The sequence below is a fragment of the Mesorhizobium sp. INR15 genome (genome assembly GCF_015500075.1).
In the GTDB taxonomy this organism is placed as follows: Bacteria; Pseudomonadota; Alphaproteobacteria; order Rhizobiales; family Rhizobiaceae; genus Mesorhizobium.
The window spans coordinates 5,678,162-5,697,508 of record NZ_CP045496.1; the positions used below are offsets into that span (position 1 = coordinate 5,678,162).

At 62.6% G+C, this 19,347-nt stretch carries 17 protein-coding genes; 10 read left to right on the plus strand and 7 right to left on the minus strand.

The window, feature by feature from the left end; all coding sequences use genetic code 11:
- Window positions 1-97: 97 nt before the first annotated feature.
- From smc to GA829_RS27730, 3 genes are all read right to left on the minus strand, one after another.
- A complete protein-coding gene (smc, locus tag GA829_RS27720; RefSeq protein ID WP_195175748.1) occupies window positions 98-3,556 on the minus strand; it encodes a chromosome segregation protein SMC in 3,459 nt (1,152 codons plus the stop codon).
- Between the two features lie 117 nt (window positions 3,557-3,673).
- A complete protein-coding gene (locus GA829_RS27725) occupies window positions 3,674-4,417 on the minus strand; it encodes a DsbA family protein (RefSeq protein WP_195175749.1) in 744 nt (247 codons plus the stop codon).
- A gap of 218 nt (window positions 4,418-4,635) precedes the next feature.
- Entirely contained in the window at window positions 4,636-5,145 is a 510-nt protein-coding gene (locus GA829_RS27730; RefSeq protein ID WP_195175750.1) for a DUF721 domain-containing protein, read from the minus strand.
- A gap of 39 nt (window positions 5,146-5,184) precedes the next feature.
- Between GA829_RS27730 and mutY the strand changes: the two genes are divergently transcribed.
- Both mutY and GA829_RS27740 read left to right on the plus strand, forming a co-directional pair.
- A complete protein-coding gene (gene mutY, locus GA829_RS27735) occupies window positions 5,185-6,297 on the plus strand; it encodes an A/G-specific adenine glycosylase (protein WP_195175751.1) in 1,113 nt (370 codons plus the stop codon).
- Window positions 6,298-6,308: 11 nt separating this feature from the next.
- Window positions 6,309-6,920, plus strand: coding sequence for an HAD family hydrolase (locus tag GA829_RS27740; RefSeq protein ID WP_195175752.1), 612 nt, complete (start codon window positions 6,309-6,311; stop codon window positions 6,918-6,920).
- Window positions 6,921-6,979: 59 nt separating this feature from the next.
- On the opposite strand, the gene GA829_RS27745 is transcribed toward GA829_RS27740, so the two are convergent.
- On the minus strand, window positions 6,980-8,113 hold the full coding sequence (locus GA829_RS27745) for a site-specific DNA-methyltransferase (protein WP_195175753.1): 1,134 nt from the start codon (window positions 8,111-8,113) through the stop codon (window positions 6,980-6,982).
- Between the two features lie 164 nt (window positions 8,114-8,277).
- Between GA829_RS27745 and GA829_RS27750 the strand changes: the two genes are divergently transcribed.
- On the plus strand, window positions 8,278-8,964 hold the full coding sequence (locus GA829_RS27750; RefSeq protein WP_195175754.1) for an HAD family hydrolase: 687 nt from the start codon (window positions 8,278-8,280) through the stop codon (window positions 8,962-8,964).
- Between the two features lie 43 nt (window positions 8,965-9,007).
- Here GA829_RS27750 and GA829_RS27755 read toward each other — a convergent pair whose 3' ends face one another.
- The gene (locus GA829_RS27755; RefSeq protein ID WP_195179832.1) at window positions 9,008-9,745 is read right to left on the minus strand and encodes a hypothetical protein; all 738 of its coding nucleotides are present in this window, start codon (window positions 9,743-9,745) and stop codon (window positions 9,008-9,010) included.
- A 127-nt stretch (window positions 9,746-9,872) separates the two neighbouring features.
- Here GA829_RS27755 and thrC point away from each other — a divergent pair, with 127 nt between their 5' ends.
- The 4 genes from thrC to GA829_RS27775 are packed head-to-tail and all read left to right on the plus strand — an operon-like array spanning window position 9,873 to window position 16,081.
- Entirely contained in the window at window positions 9,873-11,270 is a 1,398-nt protein-coding gene (thrC, locus tag GA829_RS27760; protein WP_195175755.1) for a threonine synthase, read from the plus strand.
- Between the two features lie 14 nt (window positions 11,271-11,284).
- Window positions 11,285-12,577, plus strand: coding sequence for a M16 family metallopeptidase (locus tag GA829_RS27765; protein ID WP_195175756.1), 1,293 nt, complete (start codon window positions 11,285-11,287; stop codon window positions 12,575-12,577).
- Window positions 12,578-12,592: 15 nt separating this feature from the next.
- Window positions 12,593-13,189 (plus strand): GNAT family N-acetyltransferase, encoded by a 597-nt coding sequence (locus tag GA829_RS27770; protein WP_195175757.1) that lies wholly within the window; start codon window positions 12,593-12,595, stop codon window positions 13,187-13,189.
- 57 nt (window positions 13,190-13,246) lie between these two features.
- On the plus strand, window positions 13,247-16,081 hold the full coding sequence (locus GA829_RS27775; RefSeq protein ID WP_258052367.1) for an EAL domain-containing protein: 2,835 nt from the start codon (window positions 13,247-13,249) through the stop codon (window positions 16,079-16,081).
- 37 nt (window positions 16,082-16,118) lie between these two features.
- On the opposite strand, the gene GA829_RS27780 is transcribed toward GA829_RS27775, so the two are convergent.
- Window positions 16,119-16,727: a YqgE/AlgH family protein gene (locus tag GA829_RS27780; protein WP_195175759.1), complete on the minus strand. Its 609-nt coding sequence runs from the start codon at window positions 16,725-16,727 to the stop codon at window positions 16,119-16,121.
- Between the two features lie 148 nt (window positions 16,728-16,875).
- On the opposite strand from GA829_RS27780, the gene GA829_RS27785 reads away from it, so the two are divergent.
- The 3 genes from GA829_RS27785 (at window position 16,876) to GA829_RS27795 (ending at window position 18,764) form a co-directional block, all read left to right on the plus strand.
- Window positions 16,876-17,682 (plus strand): protein-disulfide reductase DsbD domain-containing protein, encoded by an 807-nt coding sequence (locus GA829_RS27785; RefSeq protein ID WP_195175760.1) that lies wholly within the window; start codon window positions 16,876-16,878, stop codon window positions 17,680-17,682.
- A 117-nt stretch (window positions 17,683-17,799) separates the two neighbouring features.
- Window positions 17,800-18,282 carry a peroxiredoxin gene (locus tag GA829_RS27790; RefSeq protein WP_195175761.1) on the plus strand — a complete coding sequence of 161 codons (483 nt, stop codon included), beginning with the start codon at window positions 17,800-17,802 and terminating at the stop codon, window positions 18,280-18,282.
- 5 nt (window positions 18,283-18,287) lie between these two features.
- Window positions 18,288-18,764: a DUF2938 domain-containing protein gene (locus GA829_RS27795; RefSeq protein ID WP_195175762.1), complete on the plus strand. Its 477-nt coding sequence runs from the start codon at window positions 18,288-18,290 to the stop codon at window positions 18,762-18,764.
- Here GA829_RS27795 and GA829_RS27800 read toward each other — a convergent pair.
- Complete coding sequence (locus GA829_RS27800) at window positions 18,761-19,339, minus strand: histidine phosphatase family protein (protein WP_195175763.1); 579 nt, start codon at window positions 19,337-19,339, stop codon at window positions 18,761-18,763. The genes GA829_RS27795 and GA829_RS27800 overlap by 4 nt on opposite strands.
- Window positions 19,340-19,347: the final 8 nt, after the last annotated feature.

Consider the following 19,347-nt stretch of genomic DNA (forward strand, 5'->3'; position numbering starts at 1 on the left):
GCCAACGACCTGACTGCTTTCAACCCAAGCTATAGTCGAAACCGGAAACGGAGACCATCGGCGGCGCTGCAACCACCAATGACATGCGGCCGCCGCGTCAGCTTGCCTCGCGCATCGCCTCGGCGGCCTGAAGGTCGACGGAGACCAGCTGGCTGACACCCTGCTCGGCCATGGTGACGCCGAACAGCCGGTTCATGCGCGCCATGGTGATCGGATTGTGAGTGATGATGACGAAGCGTGTTTCGGTGGTGGCTGCCATTTCGTCCATGAGATTGCAGAACCGCTCGACATTGTGGTCGTCGAGCGGCGCGTCAACCTCGTCCAGCACGCAGATCGGCGCCGGATTGGTCAGGAACACGGCGAAGATCAGTGACATCGCCGTCAACGCCTGCTCGCCACCCGACAGCAGCGTCATGGTCTGCGGCTTCTTGCCGGGCGGACGGGCGAGGATTTCCAGGCCGGCCTCGAGCGGATCATCGGATTCAATCAGCTGCAGTTCCGCAGTGCCGCCGCCGAACAAATGCGAGAACAGCCGCTGGAAATGGCCGTTGACCACTTCGAAGGCGGCGAGAAGCCGCTCGCGGCCTTCGCGGTTGAGGCTCTGGATCGCCTGGCGCAATTTGCGGATCGCCTCGATGATATCCTCGCGCTCGGAAACGATCGTCTCCAGCCGGTCTGAAAGCTCCTTCTGCTCTTCCTCGGCGCGCAGGTTGACGGCGCCTAGCCGCTCGCGCTCGATTTTCAACCGGTCAAGCTGGCGCTCGATCTCGGGCATCTCAGGCATCGGGCTGTCGGCTTCGAGGCCGGTGTGGCGGATGACCAGATGCGGCGGCGTGTTCAGCGTTTCCTGAATCCGCGCCTCGACCTCCAGCCGCCGCTCGTCGGCGGCGGTTAGCCGCTCTTCGGCCCGGACACGGGTTTCACGCGCTTCGGCCAGCGACTGAATCGCACCGGTCGCGGCCTTGTCCATGTCAGCTTGCCGGTTCTCCGCTTCCTGCAACCGGTCGCCCGCCGCCTTGCGCAGCGTCTCGGCCTCGGTCAGTTGCGACAGCAGGGCACGGCGCTTGGCGTCGATTTCGTCGGGCGCGTCTGCCAGCCGTTCGCGCTCGGCCTCGGCCTCGGCCCGGCGCTCGCCAAGCGAAGCAATCTGCGTCGAGGCGTTTTCGGCGCGCTCCAGCCAGTTGCGGCGCTCCGCGCCAATCGCATCCAACCGACGCATCCGCGCTTCGGCTTCCCGCCGCAATCCCTCGTGAACGGCACGCGCATCGGCAAGTGCCGCACGGTCGCGCGCGACATTGGCGGCCGACTGCTCCAGCTGCAATTGCAGATCGCCAAGATCGGGCGCGTCCTGCAACAGCATTTCCGCTTCGGCAAAAGTCGCCGACGTCTCTTCATGGCTGTCAACAATGCGCGCGCGGGCTTCGTCGAGTGCCGCGCGCCGGCTCGACAGTTCACCACCCGCCTTTTCAGCCGCGACCAGAGCGTTGCGGGCGGCATCCAGTCCATGCTGGGCGTCGCGCCCGGCCTGCCTTGCGTTACGCTCGGCCTCGCTGCTTAGCCGAAGCGCCTGTTCGGCGCCGGCAAGCGCCTCCTCGGCCTCGCGCAGGATGCGCGTCGCATGGATCGCCTCGGCGTCGAGCTCTGCCAGCCGGTTCTTCTGCGCCAATCGTTGTGCGGCCGCTGTCGGCGCATCGGCGCTGGCGGCAAGCCCATCCCAGCGCCAAAGCGCGCCTTCGCGGCTGACAAGGCGCTGTCCGGGAGACAACAATGCCTGTAGCCGGCGGCCGTCGGCGGCATTCACAATACCAATCTGCGCCAGCCGGCGGGCAAGCTGCGCCGGAGCGCGGACGACACTGGCGAGGCTCTTGATGCCTTCGGGCAGAGCGGCGTCCCCCGGCTGAACCTGGCTTTCGCCCCAATGCACCGGCGCGCTGCGGTCGAGCGGTACGTCGAGATCTTCGCCAAGAGCGGCGCCCAGCGCCGTCTCGTAGCCACGATCGACACTGATCTGTTCGAGCACCGAGGGAAAGAGATCGCCGCTGGCGGCATTGAGTATCTTGGCCAGCGTGCGCGCTTCGGTCTCGATCCCGGCCAGCTCACCTTTTGCATCCTGAACCGGCGGGCGGGCAGCGCTTTCGGCGGCGCGCGCGTCGATGACGGATTGCTCGGCATTTTCGACCCGGGCCTCAGCCTCATCGAGCAGCGCCTGAGCCTGTTCGACCAGAAGCCGCTTCTCGGCGGGATCGGGCAGGCCCGCGACTTTCGAGATGATCTCGGCCAGTTCGCGGTCGACCTCGGCAAGCTGGCGGCCAAAGCGATCGCGCCGCTCGGCGGTTTCGCGCAAAGTCCGTTCGATCTGATTGCGTGCGGCGGAGGCCTCGGCCCGCTCGGCGGTCAACGCCGCCAGCTTGGCTTCACTGGCGTTGAGGGTCACCGCTGCCTGTTCGAAAGCGGCACGAGTGGACGCTTCACGTTCTGCGGCGCCGGCATTCTCCGAGTTGAGCGAGGCCTCCTCGGTGCGAAGGCGCTCCAGAATGTCCGCATTGTCGCGGACCATACGTTCCTCGCGGGCGATGTCGCCGTCCAGTTGCTGAAGCCGGCGCTCGAGTTCAGCCTGGCGGGCGCGGATACGGCCGGCTTCCTCTTCGATCTGCGACTTGGCGATCGACAGGCGCTGGAAAGCCGCGGCGGCGGCGGCTTCCGCGTCGCGCAGATCCGGCAGCCGATGCGCGCCTATACCTTGCTCCCTGGCGGCTGCCATCTGGGCGGCAGCGCGGTCACCGACCAGTGCGGTCGCCACCGCCAGCGCCGAGCGCGCCTCGCCTTCCTGTGTCTTGGCGAGCGTCCAGCGCAGATGCAGCAGTGTCGCTTCGGCCTTGCGAATGTCGGCCGACAGGTTCTTGAAGCGCGAAGCCTGGCGCGCCTGGCGCTTCAGGCTTTCGATCTGGCTTTCCAGTTCGCCAACGACATCGTCCAGCCGCTCAAGGTTCTGTTCGGCGGCCTTGAGCCTGAGTTCGGCTTCATGGCGGCGCGTATGCAGGCCGGAAATGCCCGCCGCTTCTTCGAGCAGCGCGCGGCGTGCCTGCGGCTTTGCCTGGATCAGTTCGCCGATCCGGCCTTGGCCTACCATCGACGGCGAACGCGCGCCGGTCGACTGGTCAGCGAACAGAAGCTGCACGTCCTTGGCGCGCGCCTCCTTGCCATTGATGCGATAGAGCGAGCCCGCCTCACGCTCGATGCGGCGTGACACCTGAAGCTCATCGGCGTCATTGAACGCGGAAGGTGCGGTACGATCGGTGTTGTCGAGGAAAAGCGTGACTTCGGCGGTGTTTCGGGCTGGCCTGGAGCCAGATCCGGAAAAAATGACATCGTCCATGCCGGACGCGCGCATGTTCTTGTACGAGCTCTCGCCCATCACCCAGCGCAGCGCCTCGACCAGGTTCGACTTGCCGCAGCCGTTTGGTCCGACAATACCTGTCAACCCGCGTTCGATGACGAACTCGCCGGGTTCGACGAAGGACTTGAAACCTAGGAGGCGGAGGCGCGAAAACTTCATTCGCGCCGCTCTCTAAGCGGGTCCGGCAAAAGCGTTCCGTGGTTTTGCGAAGGGAAATCGCGGCTCAACAAAAAGCCGAGCGCGCCAAAGCGCTGACGCTTCGGCGCTGCCGCAGCCTCAGATAAGAGGGTCGATGATGGCCGATATTTCCTCAATCGACATCGCGCCTTTATAGGTCTTCCCATTGATAAAGAAGGTCGGCGTTGAGTCGACCTTGAATTCATTGGCACCGCGCTTCTGGACCGATCTCACATCGTCCAGAAGTTTCTGGTCCGTCAAGCAGGCTTCGAACGACTCCTGTGTAAAACCGGCCAGCTTCGAGATTTGCAGCAGCGCATCCTTGGTGTTGGCGACGCCAACCCAGTTCGCCTGCTGCCTGAACAGGACATCCACCATCGGGAAATAGTTATCCTTGGCGCAGCGCGCCAGCATAAAACCGGCCTCGGCGCTCGGGTCGAAGGGAAACTCACGCAGGATGTAGCGCGCCTTGCCGCTGTCGATGTACTTGGTCTTCAGGGCCGGAAACGTGGTTTCGGCGAAATGCGCGCAATGCGGGCAGGTCATCGATGCGTATTCGACGATGGTGACCTTGGCGTCGTCCTTGCCCAGTTGCTTGTCCGGCAGCGCGCCTGGCTTCAACAGTTCCGCCATATCCACCGTGCCCTGGGCTTCCGGGGCAGTGGCGGCTGCAGGCGTGGCCGGCGTTGCTGGCTTCGCAGGATCAGCAGGTTTTACATCCGCCGCCTTGGCCTGTTCGCCCGAGTCGCTGCATGCGGCGAGCAAGGCCACCGCCGGAATGGCGGCCAGCGAAGACAGCACGTTTCTGCGAGACAAGCTTTTGCCGAACGGGGAACGGGTCATACGAATCACCTGACTATGGTTGGATTTTGCAATGCAAAGGCACGAAAAGGCGAGAGTTGGCGCGGAATTAAGGCATCGCCATCCCCAATCCAATCGCGAAACCTGATAAGCGCGATCACGAATGCGCGAGATTGACGACAGACCCATAACCTTTTTCACGGGGGCCACGACTTTCTTCAAGAGGGCCCATGACTTTCTTCATGGGTTTGCGACTTTCTTCAAGGGGTTTTTGGCTTCCTTTCGCCCAGAATGGTCGTGCCGAGCTTTTCCAGCGTGGCACGCAACCCATCATCTTCGATCAGGCTGACCGTGCCGGCCAATCTCGCTTTCTCGGCCGTGGTCAGTGGCCTGAGGCTCGGTTTCTGTTTGCCCCGGTCTGGCGTAACCGGCTTTTGCAGGATTCTAATCCGGCTGATGGCGTTGAAGCCGAGAAAGGCGTTGACCCGGTTGATGATCTCGCCGGTCTCGTGCTGAAGGTGCAGCGCCGCCACGCCTTCGCAAGCGATGACCAGCACCGCCGGCTCGAACGGATCGTCCTCGTGCATGCGGCGCGGCCACTGGATTTTTTCGGGACGCGAATGACTGGCCAGCCGGGGCCCGGCGATCTCTTCCCATGACTGGACGAGGCCGATTGAAATGCCGGCCCGCTTGCGCAGCACCGGATCGAGTATCTTGGTCGCCAGATCGCTGACCGGGACGGGATTGCCGTAGGGCGTTCTCCCTGCCATGTACGTTCTCCAGCCACGACCCAAAATTCGTTCCGATCAATGGCACCCAACGACCAGACCCGCAAGCTCGCACCCGGCAACAATGGCGATATCGCAGCCCGCCTACTCGGCTGGTACGATGTCCATCACCGCGAACTGCCGTGGCGCATCACGCCGCGCGACCATGCACGCGGGGTACGTCCCGACCCTTACCGCATCTGGCTTTCCGAGGTCATGCTGCAGCAGACCACGGTCGAGGCGGTGAAATCCTATTTTCGCGCCTTTGTCGAGAAATGGCCCGATGTCAAGGCGCTGGCGGCAGCACCGACCGAAGACGTGATGAAGGCATGGGCCGGGCTTGGCTACTATTCCCGCGCCCGCAATCTCAAGGCCTGCGCCGATCTCGTCGCGAAGCGCGGCGGCAAGTTTCCGGATACCGAGGCCGGCCTGAGAGAGCTGCCCGGCATCGGCGCTTATACGTCGGCGGCCATCACGGCGATCGCCTTCGACCGTCCCGCTGCCGTTGTCGACGGCAATGTCGAGCGCGTCATCTCCAGGCTGTTTTCGATCGCAACGCCGTTGAGCGAGGCAAAGGCCGAGATACGCGCCTATGTCGAGGCCATGGTGCCATCGGCAAGGCCGGGCGATTTCGCCCAGGCGATGATGGATCTGGGCGCCACGATCTGCACGCCGCGCCGCCCGCGCTGCATGCTGTGCCCGGTGCGCGAGGACTGCAGCGCGGTTGTTTCAGGCGACCCCGAGCGATTCCCGGTACGCTTGCCCAAGGGCGACAAACCCCAGCGGCGTGGTGCTGCCTTTGTCGCGGTGCGTGGCGACGGCGCCATCCTGTTGCGCAAGCGCGAGGACAAGGGCCTGCTTGGCGGCATGACCGAGGTGCCGACAACCGGCTGGACCGCGCGCATCGATGGCGCCACCACGGAAAGCGCAGCGCCCTTTCCAGCCGACTGGCGGCGCGCCGGCCGAATTTCACATGTGTTCACCCATTTCGCGCTTGATCTCGATGTCTTCCTTGCCCACACCGACGGGGCGACGCCGCCCGGCCATTTCTGGTCGCTGCCATCCGACATTGCAGGCGAAGCGCTACCGACTGTCATGAAAAAGGCAATCGAGGCTGCGATACCCGGCGCGACGAAAAAGCAACGGTCGCACTGAACGAGGACTGCATGACTGAAATCCGCCACATCGTTTTCGACATCGGCAAAGTGCTGGTCCACTACGATCCCAACATCCCGTTCAGCCGGCTTATTCCCAATGAGACAGAGCGGAAATGGTTCTTCGACAATATCTGCACGCATGACTGGAACATCGAGCAGGATCGCGGGCGGACCTGGGAAGAGGCCGAAGCGCTGCTGATCTCGGAACATCCCGATCACGCGGAGAACATCCGCAACTTCCGCCGCCACTGGCACGAAATGGCGCCGCATGCCTATGACGACAGCGTTGCCATCATGGAGGAGCTGATCGACACCGGTCACGATGTGACGCTGCTGACGAATTGGGCCGCCGACACGTTCATTGAGGCGCGTGGCCGCTTTCCATTCTTGGATCGTCCACGCGGCATAACCGTGTCCGCCGAGATCGGCCTGATTAAGCCGGACAAGAGAATTTACGACCATCACGTCGCTTCATTCGGCCTCAATCCAGCGGCTTCCCTGTTCATCGACGACAGCCAGAAAAATGTCGATGGCGCCAAGGCCGCCGGCTGGCATGCCGTGCTGTTCACCGATGCCAGGACGCTTCAAGCAGACCTTGAACGACTTGGAATCAAGGCATGATTTGAATCGCTTCGAGCGATCCCGTGACAATTTGAATCAACACGATGTGGTAGGGGCAATCAGGCCCCTGCCCGCTCCATGCCGAGCCTTGCAATGCGGCGAAGCTCGTCGATCGGCGTCAGGCCGCCGCTGCGCTCATAATGCCAGAAGGTCCAGCCGTTGCAGGCGTCCAGCCCCTGCACCTCGGCGCCGATCTTGTGGATTGACCCGGCGCTATCGCCGATCGCCACCGTGCCGTCGGCACGCACCTTGGCGGCCCAGCGCTTCTTGGCATCATAGAGTGTAGCGCCAGGCACCATCAGCCCGGTGTCGATAAGGCTGACGAAGGCAACACGCGGTTCGGCACGCTTGCCGGTCAGCACGGTCAGGTCGGCGCTGTCCAGCGGGCGGACTGCATCAATGCGCTCGTTGGCGGCGTCGATATAGGCCTGCTCTCGCTCGATGCCGACGAAGTGGCGACCGAGACGCTTGGCCACCGCGCCGGTGGTTCCCGAGCCGAAGAACGGATCGAGCACGATGTCGCCTGGCTTGGTCGAAGCCATCATGATGCGGGCGAGCAGGGCTTCCGGCTTCTGCGTCGGGTGCAGCTTGTCGCCATTGTCGTTCTTCAGCCGCTCGCCGCCGGTGCAGATCGGAAACAGCCAGTCGGAGCGCATCTGGATGTCGTCGTTCGACGCCTTCATCGCTTCATAGTTGAAGGTATAGCCCTTGCCCTTCTGGTCGCGTGTGGCCCAGATCATGGTCTCATGAGCGTTCTGGAAGCGGCGGCCGCGAAAATTCGGCATCGGGTTGGTCTTGCGCCAGACCACATCGTTGAGGATCCAGAAGCCCAGATCCTGCATCTTGGCGCCGACGCGGAAAATGTTGTGGTAGGAGCCGATGACCCAGATCGTGCCATTGGGCTTCAAGACACGCCGCGCGGCCAAGAGCCAGGCGCGGGTAAAGGCATCGTAAGCCTCAAAGCTCTCGAACTGATCCCAGTCGTCGTCGACGGCATCGACCTTGGACTGGTCGGGCCGGTGCAGGTCACCGTCGAGCTGCAGGTTGTAGGGCGGATCGGCGAAAATGACGTCGATGGATTTTTCGGGCAGCCGCTCGAGCGCGGCGACGCAATCACCCTTGAGGATCGTGTCCAGCCATTCGGATTGCTGGGGAGCGTGGGAAAGCTCGTCGAGAAGACGCACGGCAGACATTCTGACACCCAAGGCACGCGTTACTGTTTACTCCCCGTTATGGTTACCGATCAGCGTAAATATTCCGTGAAGGCGGCTTCGTTTGCGAAGGCCGGCCGGTTGGTGTATGCCCGCGCCGCTTGAGCCCTTCGCGGCCATTTCATTTCCCCTAGTCCCGGATCATCATGCCCCAGCCAGACCTTGTCATTTTCGATTGCGACGGCGTGCTCGTCGATTCCGAAATCATCGCGGCCCGTATCGAAGCCGAGCTCCTGACCTCAGCCGGGTACGAGGTATCGGCCGAGGAGATTGCCGAGACCTACGCGGGGCTCACCTTCAAGGACATCATGATGCGGGTCGAGGAAAAGTCCCTCATTCCATTCCAGGCCTCGCTGATCGATCGGGCCGAGGAGATGGTGGACCGCAAGCTGCGCAGCGACGTTCGCGCCATCGACGGCGTGCACGAGGCGGTGGCGGCGGTGACGGCACCGCACTGCATCTGCTCGAACTCGCGCTCCGAGCGAATTGAATTCATGCTGGAAAAGGTACAGCTGCTGCCGTTTTTCGCTGGCCGGATCTTCTCCGCGCTGGAGATACCAAGCAAGAAAACCAAACCGGCGCCTGACGTGTTTCTGTTTGCCGCCGAAAAATTCAATGCGAACCCGGCAAACACGTTCGTCATCGAGGATTCCGTACATGGCGTCGCGGGCGCCAAGGCCGCCGGCATGCGGGTGATCGGCTTCACCGGTGCCGGGCATAGCTATCCCGGCCATGCCGATGCCCTGACCGAGGCCGGCGCCGAAACAACAATCCGCCGCTGGGCGGAACTGAAAGGCGTGATTGCCGCACTGTCCGAATGGTCGGACGCCTGAGAGCCCGCGCGTCCACGAGGACGCGCGGCATTGGTCCGAGCGCTCAGTTCGCGGCGGCGACGCGCTTTTTCTTCTTGCCACCGGACTTCTTGTTGGTGACCGCCGGAGCGGTATCATCATAGCCGGCAAAGACCTGATAGTCCTTGGCGCTGGGCTCTGGAACGACGACGTTGTTGTCGGTGAAGACGAACTGCGTGGCGGCCGAGGGGTCGCTGACCTGGACTTGATATTGGTGAAGCTGCGAATAGAGAACATCGTTGCCGTGCATGACGGCAATCCGGATCGGCATTGTGAGAGTGCCGGGAGCGAACATCGGCCCTGGAACGACCTTGCCGGCAACCGCCACTTTCATTGTCAGCTGGCCGTTGGCTCGCAGGCAATCGCGACTCACGTCGCTGACAGACGCCTGGTAGATGATCTTGGCCGAATCATCCGGCGGGGCAACAGTCGCATCGACTGCGGCTGCGGCATCGGCAGCGGCGGCCTTTTTCTTCGGCTTCGGGGCCGCTGCCTTGGAATAGGTGTTGAAGAATGCCGTGCCGTCGCGCACCGACACTTTCGGACAGTAGGCCTGCAGCTGGCTGGCGAGAACCTTGGGGTCCTGCGGCGGCGGTGGCGCCGTTGTATCCTTCTTGCCTATGCCAAGGTTCAGGATGCCATTGTCGCTCGATTGGCAGCCTGCGGCGGCAAGCATAAAGCCAGCGAGCGCAAGACCCGCGACAAAACGACCACTGAACGCGCGACCATTGACCGGGCGACCGCTGACTGAATGAAACGCCATAAACTGCTCTTCCCTCTCGCAAAGCTGGTGACGTATATCAACCGCGCGGCAAAAATGCGACTGAGCCAACGCAGAAATTAACCACTGCGCCGTGGACAAAAAGCCGGGCAAAAATGGATTTGTGACGATGCAATATGTGAGTACACGCGGGGAAGCGCCCGTGCTTGGATTTTCCGACGCCGTGCTGGCCGGGCTGGCGCGCGACGGCGGGCTCTACGTCCCACGCGAGTGGCCGCGGTTCTCCGCCGCCGAGATCCGCGCCATGCGTGGCCTAGCGTATCCGGATCTTGCGATCCGCGTGCTGACGCCGTTCCTTGGGGACGAGATTCCGGCACCGGTCTTCGAACGCCTGGTCCGCGAAGCCTATGCGACGTTCCGCCACGAGGCCGTCTGTCCGCTGGTGCAAATTGGCTCGAACACCTTCGTGCTGGAGCTGTTCCATGGCCCGACGCTCGCCTTCAAGGACGTGGCCATGCAGCTTCTGGCCCGGCTGATGGACCATGTGCTGACTGAGCGCGACCAGCATGCCACCATCGTCGGCGCCACTTCAGGCGATACAGGCGGAGCGGCTATCGATGCTTTCGCCGGGCGCAGCCGCACCGACATCTTCATCCTGTTCCCGCATGGCCGCGTATCGCCGGTGCAACAGCGGCAGATGACGACTTCGACCGCCGACAATGTTCATGCTCTGGCGATCGAAGGCAATTTCGACGATTGCCAGGGCCTGCTCAAGGACATGTTCAACGATCACGGCTTTCGCGACCGGGTTTCCCTGTCGGGCGTCAATTCGATCAACTGGGCCCGTATCATGGCCCAGATCGTCTACTATTTCTCGTCGGCGCTATCGCTCGGCGCACCAGACCGTCCAGTTTCCTTCACCGTGCCGACCGGCAATTTCGGCGATATCTTCGCCGGCTATGCCGCCAAGAAAATGGGCCTGCCGATCGAACGGCTGACTGTCGCCACCAATGACAACGACATTCTGGCGCGCACATTTGCAACCGGCGAATACCGCACGAAAGGCGTCTTCGCCACCACATCGCCGTCAATGGACATCCAGGTCTCTTCGAATTTCGAGCGGTTGCTGTTCGAGGCTTCGGGCCGTGAGGCCGCGACCGTGCGGCGGTATATGGACGGCCTCAAGCAGTCCGGCGCTTTCACCATCGAAGCCCAGGAAATCGCCCGGATGCGCTCCGAATTCGATGCCGGCCGCGCCACCATGGAGCAGGTCGCCGCCACCATCCGCTCGACGCTGGCCGGCAGCAACTACCTGCTTGACCCGCACACGGCGGCGGCCGTGCATGTCGCTGCCGGCAAATCCGCTGGCGCCGTGCCGATGGTGGTGCTGGGGACGGCCCATCCGGCAAAATTCCCGGCTGCCGTCGAAGCCGCCAGCGGCGTGTCGCCAGCCCTGCCCGCATGGCTAGGGGGATTGATGACATTTGAGGAAAAATACACGGTACTTCCATCCGACCTGAAAATGGTGGAAGATTACGTCAGCCGCCGCGCGCGGGCGGCGCGTTAGGGAGTAGTAGCCATATGGGTGTTGAGGTAAGCCGTCTGTCGAACGGCCTGACAGTCGCCACCGAAACCCTTCCAAGCATCGAATCCGTTGCCCTTGGTGCCTGGGTGAAGTCAGGCGCTCGTAATGAGCGTGAAGATGAACACGGAATGGCTCATCTGCTTGAGCACATGGCGTTCAAGGGCACGAAAAGGCGAACAGCGTTCGAAATCGCTTCGGAAATCGAGGATGTCGGTGGCGAGATCAATGCAGCCACCAGCGTCGAGACCACATCCTATTACGCCAGGGTGTTGAGCGACGACGTGCCGCTGGCCGTCGATATCCTCTCCGACATTCTGCAGGAGTCTGAATTCGACCCGCAGGAGCTTGAGCGCGAGCAGCACGTGATCCTGCAGGAGATCGGCGCCGCGCACGATACGCCAGACGACATCGTCTTCGACCGTTTCACGGAGACGGCCTTTCGCCACCAGACCATCGGACGCTCTATCCTCGGCACGCCGGAAACGGTCAAATCCTTCACCTCGAAGCAATTGCACGATTTCATCGAGCGGCAATATGGCGCCGAGAGCATGGTGATCGTCGCCGCCGGCGACATCAAGCATGACAATTTCGTGCGCGAGGTCGAGAAACGCCTCGGCGGCTTCCGCAGCAAGGCCGACAGCACCATTCCCCAATATGCCCAATATGTCGGCGGCGATTTCCGTGAGGACCGCGACCTGATGGACGCCCAGATCGTGCTTGGCTTCGAAGGCCGCGCCTACCATGTGCGCGACTTCTATGCCTCGCAGGTGCTGTCTATGATCCTTGGCGGCGGCATGTCGTCCCGCCTGTTCCAGGAAGTCCGCGAGAAGCGCGGCCTGTGCTATTCGGTCTACGCGTTCCACTGGGGCTTTTCAGACACCGGCATATTCGGCGTCCATGCCGCGACCGGGCAAAGCGACATCGCCGAACTGGTGCCCGTCATCATCGACGAATTGCAGAAGGCCGGTGAGAAGATCCTGCAGGAAGAACTCGACCGCGCGCGCGCCCAATATCGCGCCGGATTGATCATGTCCGCCGAAAGCCCGGCCAGCCGCGCCTCGCAGATCGCCCGGCAACTGCTTCTGTTCGGCCGGCCGATCGCCAAGGAGGAACTGATGGAGCGGCTGTCGGCGCTGACGATCGAGCGGCTGACCGATCTGTCGTCGCGACTGTTCTCAACCAAGCCGACGCTCACCGCTGTCGGGCCTGTGGGTACGCTGGCGCCATACGAGGCAATCCTCGATTCGCTGTCGGGCACGCAGACCACGGCCCGCAAGCTCGCCGTCTAAGCCAGCACCAGCGTCGTGTTCGCGCTCCCTTTCTTTCGCCGTGACCTCCCGGCACTGAAAGGTGATCGCGTCACGTTGCGGGTGCCGCTGACCAACGACTATCGCGAATGGTCGATAGTGCGTGGCGAAAGCCGCGCCTTCCTGGAGCCTTGGGAACCGCGCTGGACCCCTGATGAACTCGACCGTTCGGCCTGGCGGCTTCGTATCAGCCGCTACCGCGAGGATTATGCACAGGGAACAGCGATCGCCTTCTTCATTTTCGAGAAGAGCACAGGCAAGCTGGCCGGTGGAATAACGCTCGGCAACATCCGCCACGGCGTCTCGCAAAGCGGCCATGTCGGCTACTGGATCGGCGAGCGCTTTGGCGGACGCGGCCTGATGACCGACGCGGTCAAGGTGGTGGCACGCTTCGCCTTCGATACGCTGAGGTTGCACCGGATCGAGGCGGCCTGTATTCCCGACAATATCAGGTCGATCCGCGTGCTTGAAAAAGCCGGATTCCGGCGCGAAGGACTTCTGCGATCCTATCTCAGGATCAACGGCATCTGGCAGGATCACTACCTCTACGCCCGGATCGCGGACGATCCGCCGGGCGCTGGAACGAAGGACTGATTTTTGAAGAATTTCCTGCGCAACGGGCCGTTGTTCGCCTTTGTCCTCGCGGCATTCATGACGCTGTGCGCGGCGTCCTCGGCCTTTGCCGTCGAGCCGATCAAGATCGCCCGCGACGACGTGGCGCTCGACCTTTCCGGCGCCGTCGAGATTTATCGGAACCAGGGCGAGAATTTCCAGGTTTCGACAGCACCTGGGCCTGACGGCATCGTGCGGCGCATCGAGGTCGAGGCCAATGACGCGCGTTCGACTGGTGACTGGGCGGTGTTCGCGCTTGCCAACACCACCGACCAGCAGCTCGACCGGCTGATCGTCGCACCGCATTTCCGGCTGGTGAATTCCGGCATCTTCTGGCCTGATCTCGGCTCGACCCGCATCGCGGCGATCACGCCCAGCGAAGGCTTCGCGCTCGACCGCCAGACCAGCCCCGACGCCGACGTGTTCCGGGTAACGCTGAACCCCGGCACCGTCATCACCTTCATCGCCGAACTGGCGTCGCCGAAACTGCCGCAGGTCTATCTCTGGGACCCGGAATCCTACAAGGACTCGGTCAATTCCTACACGCTGTTTCGCGGCATCGTCATCGGCATCGCCGGGTTGCTGGCGCTGTTCCTGACCATCCTTTTCGTCGTCAAGGGAACGTCAATGTTCCCGGCGACGGCCGCACTTGCCTGGGCGGTTCTTGCCTATATCTGCGTCGATTTCGGCTTCCTCAACAAGATCATCGAGATATCGCCCGGCAACGAGCAGATGTGGCGAGCGGGAACGGAGGTGGCGCTTGCGGCAACCTTCGTGGTGTTCCTGTTTGCCTATCTCAACCTCAACCGATGGCACGGCCATTTCAGCTATGGCGCGCTGGTCTGGATCCTCGGACTTCTGTTGATCGCGGGCGTCGCCATCGTCGATCCGGCGGTGGCTGCCGGCATCGCCCGGCTGTCCTTCGCCGCCACCGCGCTGACCGGGCTCGGCCTCATCATCTTCCTCGGTATTCGTGGTTATGACAGGGCGATCATGCTGGTGCCCAGTTGGGTCATGGTGCTGTTGTGGCTATGCGGGTCGTGGATGGCGATCACCGGCATGCTCGACAACGACATTGCCCAGCCGGCGCTTGGCGGTGGACTGATCCTGATCATCCTGCTGATCGGCTTCACCGTCATGCAGCACGCCTTTGCCGGCGGGGCGCTGCATCAGGGCCTGTTCTCCGACCTTGAACGGCAGGCGTTGGCCGTTGCCGGCTCTGGCGATACGGTGTGGGACTGGGACGTGCTGCGCGACCGTGTCGTCACCAAGCCGGATGTCAGCATCCAGCTTGGCCTGGCGCCCAACAGCCTTGGCGGTGCGGCCCGCAACTGGCTGCCGGTGCTGCATGCCGATGATCGCGACACCTTCCGCACGACGCTCGACGTGGTGCTCGAGCACCGGCGTGGCCGCGTCTCGCAGAATTTCCGCTTGCGCGGCGCCGACGGGCACTATCACTGGTTCTCGCTGCGGGCGCGGCCGGTGATCGGATCGGATGGCGAGGTCATTCGCTGCGTCGGCACGATGGTCGACGTGACGGAGCAGAAAAAATCCGAGGAAAGGCTGCTGCACGATGCCGTGCACGACAACCTGACCGGCCTGCCTAACCGAGAATTGCTGATGAATCGGCTGGAAGCGATCATCTCGATCGCGCGGACCGAGGAGAAGGTTCGCCCAACCGTTTTCGTCATCGACATCGATCGTTTCAAGCAGGTCAATGACGGGCTCGGCATATCCGCCGGCGACACCATTCTTCTGACCATCGCGCGGCGGCTGCACCGGTTGTTGAAGCCGAAGGACTCGCTGTCGCGCTTTGCCGGCGACCAGTTCGCGCTGATGCTGTTGTCGGAACAGGACCCGGCCCGCATCGCCGCCGTGGCCGACGCCATCAAGCATGCGATCAACAACCCGATCACCTTTGCCAAGCGCGAGATCGTGCTGACCGCATCAATCGGACTGATCACCTGGAATTCGCCGCAGATGTCGGCCGAGGATATGGTCAAGGACGCCGAGTTGGCCATGCATCAGGCCAAGCGCTTCGGCGGCGACCGGATCGAGCCGTTCCGCCCTGCCTTCCGTACCGTCGGAACCGACAGGCTGCAGTTCGAGTCCGACCTGCGCCGCGCCATCGAGCGGCGCGAATTCACGCTGGCCTATCAGCCGATCGTGCGGCTGGAAGACGGCAGCGTAGCCGGCTTCGAGGCCCTGCTGCGATGGGACCACCCGCGCCGTGGCATGATCCCTCCAGCGGATTTCATTCCGGTGGCTGAAAGCTGCGGGCTTATCGTGCAGCTTGGCCTGTTCGCCATGCAGCAGGCCGCCGAGGACCTTGCGACCTGGCAAAAACAGATCGGCGATGCGCCACTGTCGGTCTCGGTCAACCTTTCCAGCCGCCAGCTGATCCGCCGCGATCTTGTCAGCGATGTCCGCTCGGTTATCGCGCGTGCCAATCTGAAGCCGCGCTGCTTCCGGCTGGAACTGACGGAATCGCTGGTGATGGACAATCCCGAGCAGACCGCGCATGTGCTGACCAAGCTGAAGCAGCTTGGCATTGGCCTGTCGCTAGACGATTTCGGCACGGGCTATTCATCACTCGCCTATCTGACCCGCTTCCCGTTCGACACGATCAAGATCGACAAGAGCTTTGTCGACGACAACACGCCGAAGCGTGCCGTGCTGCTCAAGTCCATGGTCAACATGGCGCATGAGCTCGGCCTCTCGGTTGTCGCCGAGGGCATATCGGACGAAAGCGATGCATTGGAACTGCGGCAGATGGGTTGCGAATATGTGCAGAGCTTCATGTTCGGCGCGCCGATGCCCGGCGATCAGGTACTGAAGACGCTGAAAGAACAGTACCCGCTGACGCAGGCGTGAGCTTGCAGGCTTTAAACTGACTGCTTTTCGGCTTCGCTTACGCGTGCCCGGCGGCTGGGCTGAGATGCGCCAGATCGATGCCGATCGAGGCGAGGATGCGGTCGTATTTGCGCTCGATATCGGCATCGAACAGAAGTTCGGCATTGGCCGGGCAGGTCAGCCAGCCGTTTTCAGCGATCTCGTTTTCCAGCTGGCCGGCGCCCCACCCGGAATAGCCGAGCGCCATCAGCGCGTGGCGCGGTCCACGGCCCGACGAAATGGCGCGCAATATGTCGACGGTGGCGGTCAGGCAGATGTCATCGGAAACGGTCAACGAGGATTCCACCCGGTAATCGCCCGAATGCAGGACGAAGCCACGGCTGCGGTCGACCGGCCCGCCATTGCGCACGACGAAGTCGCGGGCCTGCGCCGGCAGGCGGATGGCCTCCTGCTCGTTCATGATGCCGAGTTGCACGAGAAGGTCGGGAAAGAGCATTTGCTGCGTCTGGTTGATGATCAGGCCCATCGCGCCTTCATCAGAATGCGCGCAGATGTAGATGACGGAACGCGTGAAGCGGTCATCCTTCATGCCGGGCATGGCAATGAGGAACTGATCGTCGAGAAAGCCGCGGCCGGCAGCCGTCTTCTTGTGTCGCAACAAGTCCATGACGGGGAGCGTAACGCGTTTCCGGAGCGCCGAAAAGATGTGGAGCGCGTGATTTGACCGAGACGGCTGGCTGGAGGTCACGCAAATATGATGCCAGCAATGCTATGAAATCATTGCACAGCCACGAACGGACGCTCAAATCACCGCCATGCAAAGCTTGAAAATCCTGCTGCTCGGCGCCGTCATCGGCTTGGGAACCGCTCTCCCGGCTCTCGCCTCATCATCGGCCTGGTACAACAGCGAAGGCGGCAAGGTCCGGCTGGTGACCACCGGCAAGCCCGACGATGCCGGCCGTATCCAGGGCGTGCTGGATATTGCGCTCAAGCCGGGCTGGAAGACCTACTGGCGCGACCCAGGCGATGCCGGCGTGCCGCCCCAGCTCGATGTTTCGGCCAGCACCAACATTTCCGAAGCCGCGCTGTCGTTTCCAGCACCGCAGCGCCATGACGACGGCTATGGCAAATGGGCCGGCTACAACTACCCGGTTTCGCTGCCGGTGACATTCACGCTGGCGACACCGAACCAGCCGGCGGTCATCGACGCCGACATCTTTCTCGGCATCTGCGAAACGATCTGCATTCCGGTGCAGACAAGGCTCACCGTCGACCCTGGCTCCGATCCCGACAACGCCGAGGACGCAGCCCTGATCAAGGCGAGCCTGACCGCGTTGCCGACGCCAGCAAGGCCCGACTTCGGCATCAACGTGCTGCCGGGCGATCACGAGACACTGATTGTAGAGGCGAGCTTTCCCGGCAATCCGGAGGCCGCCGATTTCTTTGTCGCCGGCGAACGCGACTACATGTTCGGGGCGCCGACCCGCAGCGAGAAGGACGGCAAGCTGATTTTCACGGTGCCGATCCTCGACCGGCCGTCGACGACGCCGACGGATGGCGGGCTTCACTATACGCTGACGAGTTCGGCCGGAGCCGTCGAAGGGGTTCTGCCGTTCCCCTGAACCACATCGGGCATGGCATGGGCTTGGCCGCCTCGACACTAGCCGCTGGCCAGTTGCGAGAAGAGCCCTAATTCGCTATCGCAAGATACATTTTCCACTCCCAAGCGAGGCATCCCCATGACCATTTCCGTTGGCGACAAATTGCCCGAGGCGACCTTCAAGACGATGACCGCCGATGGCGCGAAAGAGGTCACGGTGGCTGAAATATTCTCCGGCAAGAAGGTCGTTTTGTTCGGTCTTCCCGGCGCCTTCACGCCGACCTGCAGCAACAATCACCTGCCAGGATACCTGGAGAACCACGGTGCCATCCTGGCGCGCGGCGTCGACACCATCGCCGTCGTCTCGGTCAACGACGTGCACGTCATGGGCGCTTGGGCCACCTTCACCGGTGGCGAAGGCAAGATCCTTTATCTTGCCGACGGCAATGGCGATTTCGTCAAATCTGTTGGCCTCGACGGCGATTTTTCCGGCGGCGGCATGGGGCTGCGCTCGAAGCGCTTTTCGATGATCATCGATGACGGCAAGGTCACGGCACTCAACATCGAGGTCGAGCGCGGCGTCGACCAGTCCGGCGCGGCGAAAATCCTCGAGCTGCTCTAGACGCCATGTTCGACACGCTCTGGCGCGCTATTGCGATCGGTATCGGCGCGACGGTGCTGATGGATGTGTGGGCCTTTTTCCTGCACAAGGCCTTCGGCCAGCCAAGGCCGAACTGGGGTCCGGTCGGCCGCTGGGTATGGCATCTCAGCGACAAGGTCTTTCATGACGATATCGGCAAGGCGACGCCCTATGCGCATGAAATGGCGCTGGGCTGGGCGTTTCATTATTTCGTAGGCATCGTCTACGGCATCATCCTTGTTGCAGTGGCCGGGTCAGCCTGGCTTGCCGCGCCGACATTCCTGCCGGCCTTTATCCTCGGCATGGTAACCGTCGGCGCCGGGTGGTTTCTGCTGGCTCCTGGCATGGGCGCCGGCTGGGCCGCTTCAAAGCGCCCCAATCCGATGCAGGTCCGCGCCCTCAATCTGGTGTCGCACACGGTGTTCGCGCTTGGTCTTTTCGGCACCGCGCTGCTGATCCGTTAGAGCGCTCCATCGATCGGCCGCCATCCGTGAAGGATGCCGCGTGCCTGAACATCGTAGGCGAAGTAGCTTCCGCCGCCCGCCGGCTGATCCGCCTCACGGCTGATGCGCTGCCCGCTGAGAGCGAGCAGCAAGAGCGTTCCCACGCCGCCATGGCCGACAAAAGCGATGTCAGCGGCGTCAGCGGCGCCGAGCACTGCATCAAACTCGCCCAGAATGCGACGCTGGGCATCTATGGCACGTTCCCACCCGCGAATGCTGTTGTGCGGATCGGCGAAGAACTGGTCGGCGACAGCTTCGAATTCCAAGGGCGGCAGAAAACCTGTCGCCGAGCGGTCATTCTCATGCATCCGCTCCCTGACCTCGATGGCAATGCCGAGATGGCTTCCAAGGATTTCAGCGGTTTCTATCGCCTTGCGTTCGCCGGAGGAGACGATATGGCGGATCGACCCGACCCATGGCTGGCCGAGCATCGCGAACGCTCTGGTCCGGCCGATGTCGGACAACCCCCAATCCGGTACCGGAATGTTGGCATCAATCCGCACCTGAGGGTGGGTGATATAGTAGGCAATCGGCATGATGGAGC

Coding starts and splice junctions, on each gene's coding strand:
- thrC (WP_195175755.1), top strand. CDS start 9,873: ATGCAATATGTGAGTACACGCGGGGAAGCGCCCGTGCTTGGATTTTCC.
- GA829_RS27745 (WP_195175753.1), bottom strand. CDS start 8,113: ATGTCTGCCGTGCGTCTTCTCGACGAGCTTTCCCACGCTCCCCAGCAA.
- GA829_RS27730 (WP_195175750.1), bottom strand. CDS start 5,145: ATGGCAGGGAGAACGCCCTACGGCAATCCCGTCCCGGTCAGCGATCTG.
- GA829_RS27775 (WP_258052367.1), top strand. CDS start 13,247: ATGACGCTGTGCGCGGCGTCCTCGGCCTTTGCCGTCGAGCCGATCAAG.
- GA829_RS27795 (WP_195175762.1), top strand. CDS start 18,288: ATGTTCGACACGCTCTGGCGCGCTATTGCGATCGGTATCGGCGCGACG.
- GA829_RS27790 (WP_195175761.1), top strand. CDS start 17,800: ATGACCATTTCCGTTGGCGACAAATTGCCCGAGGCGACCTTCAAGACG.
- GA829_RS27755 (WP_195179832.1), bottom strand. CDS start 9,745: ATGGCGTTTCATTCAGTCAGCGGTCGCCCGGTCAATGGTCGCGCGTTC.
- GA829_RS27750 (WP_195175754.1), top strand. CDS start 8,278: ATGCCCCAGCCAGACCTTGTCATTTTCGATTGCGACGGCGTGCTCGTC.
- GA829_RS27785 (WP_195175760.1), top strand. CDS start 16,876: ATGCAAAGCTTGAAAATCCTGCTGCTCGGCGCCGTCATCGGCTTGGGA.
- GA829_RS27780 (WP_195175759.1), bottom strand. CDS start 16,727: ATGGACTTGTTGCGACACAAGAAGACGGCTGCCGGCCGCGGCTTTCTC.
- GA829_RS27800 (WP_195175763.1), bottom strand. CDS start 19,339: ATGCCGATTGCCTACTATATCACCCACCCTCAGGTGCGGATTGATGCC.
- smc (WP_195175748.1), bottom strand. CDS start 3,556: ATGAAGTTTTCGCGCCTCCGCCTCCTAGGTTTCAAGTCCTTCGTCGAA.
- GA829_RS27725 (WP_195175749.1), bottom strand. CDS start 4,417: ATGACCCGTTCCCCGTTCGGCAAAAGCTTGTCTCGCAGAAACGTGCTG.
- GA829_RS27765 (WP_195175756.1), top strand. CDS start 11,285: ATGGGTGTTGAGGTAAGCCGTCTGTCGAACGGCCTGACAGTCGCCACC.
- GA829_RS27740 (WP_195175752.1), top strand. CDS start 6,309: ATGACTGAAATCCGCCACATCGTTTTCGACATCGGCAAAGTGCTGGTC.
- mutY (WP_195175751.1), top strand. CDS start 5,185: ATGGCACCCAACGACCAGACCCGCAAGCTCGCACCCGGCAACAATGGC.